Here is a 9,244-nt window from a genome sequence, read left to right as displayed (position 1 = left end):
AAAATATAGAAAGAACCTTTGGTATATTTTTGTTTATCAATAAGGAAAAAATTAAAAAATATATGGGAAGCGTTAAAAAATTAACATATGAAAAAAATTTATTCTCAATCACTAAGTCTACGATCGCAAGCAAAATCCCTATANAATTCAAACCAAGAGTTGCTAATAGATACTTTTTCCAATTCATTTTTTCGCCACTGATATTTGAAAAAAGAATAAATAAAGCTAAAACCTGAAATATTAATGCTACAATTTTCAATCCTATGAACATAAACTCCTCCCACTTCTATCTTAGTACTTCCCTACTGCCTTAAAACTGTCCGCAATCCTTTCATCTTGAGGCGTGATACATAGCAGCTAGCGCCATTCGGGAAATAGGCTATGTTTTCTATCTTATCCAGCTGAGAGATATTCGCTGGATTGACCACATAAGAGCGATGGCAGCGATAGAGTCGCTTGTCCTGCTTTGTAATCTCAGAAAGTTGTCCGTAAAATTCGATCCGCTCTTTCTTGGTATAGAGAACTAGTCTATGAGGCACTTCTGATGTCTCAAAATAATAGATTTCATTAAAGGGCACCTGAAAATCCGACTTAGAATTTTCAAAGAGAAAAGTCTCTTCAGCTTGAAAACTGTCCTTTCTCTCGTAAAGATAGGCTAGGTCCTGCTCAATCTGCTTGATAAAATCTTCCTCAGGCAAGCCTTTGTCAATAAAGTCAAATGCTGATACCTGATAGCGAAAAGTCAAGGGCATAAATTCTGAGTGAGTCGTCACAAATACAATCAGAGCATAGGGGTCCAACTTGCGAATCTTTCCTGCTACCTCGAGTCCCTTCTGCGTCTCTTGCTTAATCTCAATATCCAAAAAGAAAATCTGATGGCTCCCCCGTTCCCTTACTGCATCAATCAGCATGTCCGGCTTGCCATAGATTTCTAAAAACTGGCATTCCCAGCGGTTCTTTTCCAAAATTCCCTGAATGGTGGACTCCATATAGGCTTGTTGCTTAAGATCGTCTTCTAATACAAAAATTTTCATCTTATTTTCTTCCTTCCTGAGACCAGCGCTTGATGAGACTGGATAAATGACGCCTTGAGCAGACAATATCTCCTAAGTCGGACTGCTCAAAAAACAAGCTTTTACGCTCCCTGTCAAACCCTTGGACCTTGGCTAAATTGACCAGTGTTTGACGATTACAGTGAACCAGCTCATCAGGATAGAGCTTAGCCAGCTCAGTCAGAGAAGCCCTAAGGCTGTAGTTGCCTTGTCCAGTGACGATAAGAACGATGTGAGGCTTTTGAGGATGGGACTGGATATAGTAAATTGTCGAAAGATCCAGCTTTCGAAGGGTGCTGCCGTCTTTTATTATGATAGTAGCCATTGTCTACCTCCTTTGCTCTAGCATAGCACAAGTCGCATCGCAAATGACTCCCAAATCCTAAATGGTAGCTGAGAAGTCTTAAATGGTCTCAGAAGCACTAAGTAAAAACTTACTTGTTAGGTAAGTTTTTACGATCTATTATTTCAGTCTGATATATTGGTGCCAAACATTTATACGAACTCTTACTTTTTCTTTTTCTGTGGGAAAAGCGGCATGCCCAAAGCAGCAATCTTTTCAGCCGGAACCTTCATGCCTTCTTTGATCCATTTTGAAAGCACCGAAACAACCGCAGAACTCCAGAATGAATTCATATAGGAATTAGCTGTCTTCTTCCCACCTTTGCTACGCTTTTCAAGGAAATCAAAGACCGCCTGCGTCAGCAACTTTTCAAAATTATAATCAATAGCCAGACTAATGACACGCGCCTCCTTCTTGGCTTCCTTAAAAAGAAAAAGCCAAACTTGATACATTTCCGTTTTGAAATTAAACTGCTCCAGTTTATCGACAATTCCCTGAACCGTATTTTTGAAAATTCCCTCTAGAATTTCTTCTTTAGAGCTATAGTTCCGATAAAAGGCTGCGCGCGAAACCCCAGCCCGTTCGACTAACTCAGAGATGGTAATCTTTTTCAAATCTTTCTTCTCTAACAATTGCATTAGAGAAATTTCTAAGGATTCCTTTGTAATTCGATTAGATTCTTGATTATAAGTTTTTAAATTTGCGAGGGATTTTTCTGATATTTTCTTTTCCGCCATAACAATTTCTTTCTTCCTGTATCAGCTGAGAATTAAGGCTTTATATCAAAGCATCTTCATGTTATAATTGTAAGAAAAGACATGTTTTTTGTCAATGTAGAGAACTGATAGAGCAGGAGAAACTAAATGACTTGGAAAATTGTTGCCGATTCTGGCTGTGATTACCGTGAGATTGCTGATTTGGCTAACCAGACAAGGTTTGAAAGTGTGCCACTGACCATTCAGATTGATAATGAGATTTTTGTGGATAACGCTCATCTCAATATTGATGACATGATGGAAAAAATGTACGCTACTTCAACCGCTTCAAAATCAGCCTGCCCAAGCCCTGATGACTACCTCAGAAGCTTTGAAGGAGCTGAAAATATCTTTGTCGTGACGATTACGGGCTCCCTTTCTGGTAGCCACAATAGCGCCCAGCTAGCCAAAAAGCTCTTCTTAGAAGAACATCCAACAGCAAATATCCATGTCATTGATAGCCTTTCGGCTGGTGGCGAGGTCGATCTGATTGTCAAAAAATTGAACGACCTCATCAAAGAAGGGCTTTCTTTTGAGCAAGTCGTGGAAGCCATCACCCACTACCAAAAAAACACAAAGCTTCTCTTTGTACTGGCTAAGGTAGATAATCTGGTCAAAAACGGTCGTCTCAGCAAGCTAATCGGTGCAGTTGTCGGCCTCCTCAATATTCGCATGGTCGGCGAAGCCAGCCATACCGGTACTCTGGAGCTCCTCCAGAAAGCTAGAGGGGCTAAAAAGGCTCTGACCGCTGCTGTCGATGAAGTTCTGAAAGCTGGATATAAGGGCGGCCGCATTATCATCGCTCATCGTAATAACGAAAAATTTTGCCAGCAATTTACAGAAGTCATCAAGGAAAAATTCCCAGCAGCCGACATTTCATTCCTACCAACTTCTGGACTTTGCAGCTTTTACGCAGAAGAAGGTGGCCTCTTGATGGGCTACGAAATCTAATCCTCTCCTTTTGAGCTGAATATCCGTATTCAGCTCTTTACTTTTTCGATTTAATTCGTTAAAATAGAAGAAAGAAAAGGAGTGAAAGTCATGGCAAGAGGACGCGGTGTCGCTAGCCCCCAAGATAAGGAGGCAATGCGACTCATTTCTAAAAAAATCAAAACTTTATTGAAGGAAAAGCAAATCAAACAAATTGAACTTTCCCGAGGAACAGGAATTCCAGCCAGCACTCTTACTGGCTATATCAAAGGGAATTCCCTGCCTGTCCTAGAAAATATGCAAAAAATTGCAGACTTCTTTGATATGGACGTTCAAGAGCTAGATCCTCGCTATTTATCAGTTCATAACCCTACGTCATTTTCGCTAGAGTTCGCAGATGTTTTCCAAGCCCTAGACCAAACCCACAGACAAGCTGTAACAGACTTTGCTAAAAAAGAGTTGGAAAATCAAACAACTGAGGAAAGATTAAAGGATGATTATTTTCCTTACAAGGTCTATGAGAGCTTCCAGACTTTCTTGAACAAGCCTGAACAAGCTGACATCGTCTGGTTAGACAAAGAGCTTGACTATGATATTGCCCTTTGGATTCGGACAGATTCATTGGAACCCAAGTATCCGCAAGGGTCTGTGGCTCTCATCAAAAATACGCATTTTGAATTTGCAGGCGCTATCTATGCCATTGATTACGACGGGCAAACCATTTTGAAAAGAGTTTTCAACGATCCAACTGGCATCCGCCTCATCTCTCTCAATAAAAAATACAGCGATAAATTTATCCCGCATCAAGAAGAACCCAAGGTCATCGGCCGTGTCATGGCCGCCTTTATGCCCTTAGATTTATCAGAACAAGCACAAAAGCCACTTTAGTACATAAAGCGGCTTTTCTATTTTTTCTTACTCCCTTTGCTTGCAATCGTAATGACTGCTGCTATCAGAAAGAAAATAATATAAGTGGCAATCGGGAACCAGACATAGCGATGATCCAAAGTAGGCAATGGTAGCAAAGGTCTATGACGGCGGCTCCTCACTCCAAAGTAATGTAGCAAAAGAACCATAGGATTTATATAAAGGAGAGGATTGACTAAGTCTTTCAAAGAAGTGCTCCTCTTTGCACTATTTTCACGGAGAATAGAACCATAGGCATAGTACAGTAAAACAAGAATATTTATAAACAAGGGAAAAACATAATTACTCTTTGAATATGTAGGGAGGAAGGGGATTTGAAAAACTAGGATGCCCATAATCATTGCAAAAAGCATAAGGACGGAGAAATCCAATAACCAAGCTAGAAAACCATGGCGCTTGAGCCATGTATTCACTTTATCTAGCCACATCCACTCATTCCAATTTCTATTCACATCCACACACTCCCTCTACTAGCTTGTTTGAACGGGCTTTGAAGCCAGAGTCCATTAGCAAGACTTGCATCAATCAATATAGCGAACACGATTGACCCTGGTTTTCATGATATAGGGATTGACTAAATCATGGTATTCATCATATTCTCCAAAAAAAAGGCCTTTTCGTAAAATAACTTCATTCCCATCTATCCCGTAATCCATATTGATCGGGACAGAATTTTCTGATTTAGCTATAGAGAAATGAAAGAAAATTGAAAACCATATAAAAAGTGCAAGAGGTACACTCAGAATTCCCCAGATGAGATGAAACCAGCGAAACTTTCTATTTTTCAAAAAGAGAAACCATAAGTGACAAAACACGACCACAGACAGAAGAAAAAGCCATGTGTTCCACAGGAGTGGAGTAAAGGCCAAGCCAAACGGACTCAACCCAAAATGCAGCAAGACAAAGATAAACAACAAGAGATAGAGAACTAGCCAAATAACTTTAGAAAACTTCCAGCGCTTCGCTTTTTCTTCCCTTGTATCTTCCAAATTTAGCTCACTCATTTCCAACCAACTCCACAATCTTCTGGAAAGTCTTGCCATTTCGGATGGTCAGCTGCTTGTAGAAACTGGACTTGAGCAGTTTCTTATGGTAGTTGGACTTGAGATAGTCCGCTTGGTCAGCATTGCTATAAAAGAAAGCCGTCTGCCCAAAATGCAGCTGCTCCTTGTCATTTGCCCAACTGCCTGCCAGCTCTTGGACACTCTCCCTGTCTGTCTCTGGCAGATAAAAGAGAACATCTCGCCGAAAGGCTGTCTCATCCTGCCACCAAGTAGGCAGATTTGCTATTTCTTTTTCAAGCATAGTAGAGCTGACAAGGACAAAAGGCAGAGGAAAATCATAAGACTGACTAAAATAATCCGTCAAAATCTCCCGAATCCTCTCCTCCTGCTCTTCGCTATCAAAGAAAAGATTGCCGCTGTTGATGTAGGAAACTGGATTTTCAAAACCCAACCCAGCCAAATCCTTCTTCAAATCGGCCATGACGACCTTGTTTTTCCCGCCGACATTGATGCCGCGGAGTAAAAGTGCATAACGCATGTGTGCTCCTTAAAAATATATCTATTATTTTCAGACTAACTGCTCGAGTTTCTCATGTAAATCATCCGTTTTTCTTTCACGGCTTTTCCTAAGTCAATGACCTTTTCCTCGCCGTCAAAAACAAAACCCATTTTTCCATAGAAAGCGATGGCACGTTTGTTATCTTCTAACACCCATAATAAAATCTCTTGATAACCATCCAAGGCAGCAAATGCAGCCTGCATGAGCTGATGTCCTACACCCTTGCCATAATAATCTTTTAAGACATATAAGGCGATAATTTCACCCGCTATCGTAGCTGGATCTCGAAAATCACCGTAGCTAACAAAGCCAACCACTTTAGCATCATCCAAGGCAATCAAGGTATTTTCAGGATACTTTTGACTATAAAATCGGCACTTATCCAAGGTCATCTGCTCTTGAAATTCCGCAGGCAAAATCTCATCATAAGCTTCTCGCCATGTCTGCCAATGAACTCTGGATTTACTTTCTATCTCGTCAGCTGTTTCCATTGTTTTGATAGTGATGACCATTTATTTTTCTCCTTGATATTCCTCAATCCATCGCCTTTATTTCCAGAATCATATCGCGAATTTGTGCAGCCAACTCGAAGTCCAGAAGTCCGGCAGCTTCTTGCATTTGGCCTTCCAGTTTTCTGATCATGTCCTTGCGCTCTTGCTTGTTGAGGCTTTCGATTTCGACAGTTTCTTCCTTGTCTGGCAAGGCTGACTTGGTCACGCTGATTAGATCGCGGATTTCTTTCTTGATGGTCTGCGGTACAATGCCATGCTCTTCATTGTAAGCCATCTGTATTGCCCGACGACGGGCGGTTTCATCGATAGCTCGCTGCATAGACTGGGTCATAGTATCCGCATACATAATCACATGCCCCTCGCTGTTGCGGGCTGCCCGTCCAATAGTCTGGATCAGGCCACGTTCGTTGCGGAGGAAACCTTCCTTATCCGCATCAAGAATGGCTACCAGACTAACCTCAGGCACGTCAATTCCCTCGCGCAAAAGGTTAATCCCAACCAGAACGTCAAAGACACCCAGGCGCAGGTCTCGGATAATCTCGGTCCGTTCCAAGGTCTTAATGTCTGAGTGCATGTACTTGACCTTGACACCCATTTCCTTGAAGTAGTCCGTCAAGTCTTCCGCCATCTTCTTGGTCAGGGTTGTGATAAAGGTCCGCTCATTCTTTTCAACACGGGCATTGATTTCACCCAAAAGGTCATCAATCTGCCCCATAGTTGGGCGGACTTCCACTTCTGGATCCAGAAGCCCTGTCGGCCGGATAATCTGCTCAATAACAGTATCCGTCTGTTCATTTTCATAGTCGCCCGGCGTAGCTGATACATAGACAATTTGGTGAACATGGCTTTCAAATTCTTCTCGGCGTAGCGGGCGGTTATCCAAGGCAGATGGCAAGCGGAAACCATAATTAACCAGCATTTCCTTACGAGAGCGGTCACCATTGTACATGCCCCGAATCTGTCCCATGGTCATGTGACTCTCGTCAATCATAATCAAGAAATCATCCGGGAAAAAGTCCAAAAGGGTATAAGGTGGCTCTCCTTCGCTACGACCATCCATATGGCGAGAATAGTTCTCAACTCCGTTCGTATAGCCCATTTCACGCAGCATTTCGATATCGTACTCCGTGCGCTGCTTCAAGCGCTGGGCTTCCAGCAGCTTGCCTTCCTTCTCAAAGATAGCCAGCTGCTCATCCAACTCCGCCTGAATCTTGGCAATGGCTACTTCCATGTGGTCCTCATTGGTGACGAAGTGAGTGGCCGGGAAGATGGCCAAATGGTCCACTTCACCCAAGACTCGACCTGTCAAGGCTTCAACCTCACGAATCCGGTCAATCTCATCTCCGAAAAACTCCACCCGAAAGGCATGCTCATCCCGAGAAGCAGGGAAAATCTCCACTACATCGCCTCGAACGCGGAATTTCCCCCGCTGAAAGTCAATGTCATTGCGCTCAAACTGGATATCTACCAAATCATTAAGCAACTTGTCACGGGAAATTTCCAAGCCCGGACGCAGACTTACCACGCTGTCGGAGTATTCCTTAGGCGAACCCAGACCGTAGATACAAGAGACCGAAGCCACGACAATTACGTCATTGCGCTCCAAGAGAGCTGATGTCGCTGAGTGACGGAGCTTGTCAATCTCGTCATTGACCGAGCTATCCTTTTCAATATAAGTATCACTGGAAGGCACATAGGCCTCAGGCTGGTAGTAATCATAGTAGGAAACGAAGTATTCCACCGCATTATTGGGGAAGAATTCCTTGAACTCACCGTAGAGCTGGCCGGCTAGCGTTTTATTATGGGCAATAACCAGAGTTGGTTTGTTGACCCGAGCGATAACCTGACTCATGGTATAGGTCTTACCAGTACCCGTCGCTCCCATGAGGATCTGGGCTTTCTCGCCTCCCTCAATATTGTCCACCAGCTGTTCAATAGCTTGAGGCTGGTCACCTGAAGGCTCGTACTTAGACACCAATTCAAATTTATTATCTGTTATTCTGTTAATCATCTTTTATTCCTTAAATTGTGCTTCTATCATTTTACCATATTTGACACATTTTCTCTGCCTTTGGCTCTGATTTAGTAGTTACATCTCTAAGAACGGCTAGTCTTGCATTCTTATCATTCATTAGCATCAAAAATCGCCCAGCTAAGCTGAGCGATGTCTTTATTTCTTAAACATCAATGCCTGAGGCAAGCGATTTTCTTTCTTGAGCGACCAGTAAAGATAGGCAATACATCCAATCAGGACGATACTAGCAAAAATAGACCCTTCAGCACCGAAAGCTCCACCTGACAACCAGTCAATCGAAGTCTGAGAAGTGTAATTAAAGACAGAGGCATTAGCTCCTTGCCCGCTAACCTGGATGCCGTAGACATTTCCTTGGACGAAATTCCAAGCGCCATGCATCCCAGCCAAGACCCACATATTATCATATTTGATCATGAGTAGGCAGGCAAAAATTCCATTCAAAATAATCGTGACAATGGAAAGAACGGTCACACCAGGGTTAAAGAGGTGCAGTGCCCCGAATAGAGCACTAGAAATCAAGATACCAATGAAGATATTTGACTTAGCACTAATTGCTGGAAAGAGCCAACCACGCGTCACTAGCTCTTCTGTCCCACCTTGGAGAATCCAGAAAGGAATCAAGGCAAGAATAAAGAGAACTGGCTCTAAACTTAGCTCTGCTAATTCTAGGCTTCCCGTACCCGTTAGCAATAGCAAAGCGACGACGAGCGAAAATTGTGCTGCCCCAATCAGGAAGCCTCTGCCCAGTTCTTTCAGCCATCCTTTCTTAAAAAATCCCAGACTGGAGAACGATCTCTTTTCTATAAACTTGACCCACAGAAAAACAAGTAAGGACATAAAGAAAAAACTACCCAGCTGAAAAAAGATACCATAATGTCCGAACACTTCCATAACTATTGCTTGGTCAGCTGTCGGATTTACCATGGCAAGCACAGTTCCAATAATGATCCCTGCAAAGATTTCTCCTACGTGGATAAAGACAATGGAGATCAGAATTGCTAACCAAATCGGCGGAATATAGAGCGACAGCTTCACATTATCTAACATGCGTGATTTAAACATAGAAATCTCCTTTCTTGATTTATCTATTATAACATATTTTATCATAATAGTATAAGAGCCAATAT

Annotated in this window: 11 protein-coding genes; 2 read left to right on the top strand and 9 right to left on the bottom strand. The window is 42.4% G+C overall.

Features of this window, described 5'->3' with window-relative positions; genetic code table 11:
- Nucleotides 1–302 precede the first annotated feature (302 nt).
- From D8791_RS09215 to D8791_RS09205, 3 genes are all read right to left on the bottom strand, one after another.
- A complete protein-coding gene (locus D8791_RS09215; protein WP_125447472.1) occupies nt 303–1,034 on the bottom strand; it encodes a response regulator transcription factor in 732 nt (243 codons plus the stop codon).
- 1 nt (nt 1,035) lies between these two features.
- On the bottom strand, nt 1,036–1,377 hold the full coding sequence (locus D8791_RS09210; RefSeq protein ID WP_125447470.1) for a LytTR family DNA-binding domain-containing protein: 342 nt from the start codon (nt 1,375–1,377) through the stop codon (nt 1,036–1,038).
- Nucleotides 1,378–1,559: 182 nt separating this feature from the next.
- Entirely contained in the window at nt 1,560–2,132 is a 573-nt protein-coding gene (locus D8791_RS09205; protein WP_125447468.1) for a TetR/AcrR family transcriptional regulator, read from the bottom strand.
- A gap of 126 nt (nt 2,133–2,258) precedes the next feature.
- Between D8791_RS09205 and D8791_RS09200 the strand changes: the two genes are divergently transcribed.
- On the top strand, nt 2,259–3,101 hold the full coding sequence (locus D8791_RS09200; protein WP_125447466.1) for a DegV family protein: 843 nt from the start codon (nt 2,259–2,261) through the stop codon (nt 3,099–3,101).
- Nucleotides 3,102–3,191: 90 nt separating this feature from the next.
- Nucleotides 3,192–3,968, top strand: a complete 777-nt coding sequence (locus D8791_RS09195; RefSeq protein ID WP_125447464.1) for an XRE family transcriptional regulator — start codon at nt 3,192–3,194, stop codon at nt 3,966–3,968.
- Between the two features lie 17 nt (nt 3,969–3,985).
- On the opposite strand, the gene D8791_RS09190 is transcribed toward D8791_RS09195, so the two are convergent.
- From D8791_RS09190 to D8791_RS09165, 6 genes are all read right to left on the bottom strand, one after another.
- Entirely contained in the window at nt 3,986–4,459 is a 474-nt protein-coding gene (locus tag D8791_RS09190) for a hypothetical protein (RefSeq protein ID WP_223367436.1), read from the bottom strand.
- 69 nt (nt 4,460–4,528) lie between these two features.
- Complete coding sequence (locus D8791_RS09185) at nt 4,529–5,011, bottom strand: hypothetical protein (protein WP_125447460.1); 483 nt, start codon at nt 5,009–5,011, stop codon at nt 4,529–4,531.
- Nucleotides 5,004–5,549, bottom strand: a complete 546-nt coding sequence (locus D8791_RS09180; RefSeq protein WP_125447458.1) for a DUF1697 domain-containing protein — start codon at nt 5,547–5,549, stop codon at nt 5,004–5,006. Before D8791_RS09180 ends, D8791_RS09185 begins: the two co-directional genes overlap by 8 nt.
- Nucleotides 5,550–5,584: 35 nt before the next feature.
- Nucleotides 5,585–6,082 carry a GNAT family N-acetyltransferase gene (locus tag D8791_RS09175; RefSeq protein ID WP_125447456.1) on the bottom strand — a complete coding sequence of 166 codons (498 nt, stop codon included), beginning with the start codon at nt 6,080–6,082 and terminating at the stop codon, nt 5,585–5,587.
- A gap of 22 nt (nt 6,083–6,104) precedes the next feature.
- A complete protein-coding gene (uvrB, locus tag D8791_RS09170) occupies nt 6,105–8,093 on the bottom strand; it encodes an excinuclease ABC subunit UvrB (protein WP_125447454.1) in 1,989 nt (662 codons plus the stop codon).
- A gap of 159 nt (nt 8,094–8,252) precedes the next feature.
- Nucleotides 8,253–9,179 (bottom strand): CPBP family intramembrane glutamic endopeptidase, encoded by a 927-nt coding sequence (locus tag D8791_RS09165; RefSeq protein ID WP_125447452.1) that lies wholly within the window; start codon nt 9,177–9,179, stop codon nt 8,253–8,255.
- Between the last annotated feature and the right edge of the window lie 65 nt (nt 9,180–9,244).

Source organism: Streptococcus cristatus (assembly GCF_003943515.1).
GTDB lineage: Bacteria > Bacillota > Bacilli > Lactobacillales > Streptococcaceae > Streptococcus > Streptococcus cristatus_D.
The sequence above is the reverse complement of the archived record's forward strand: the minus strand, read 5'-3'. Positions and strand labels throughout refer to the sequence as shown.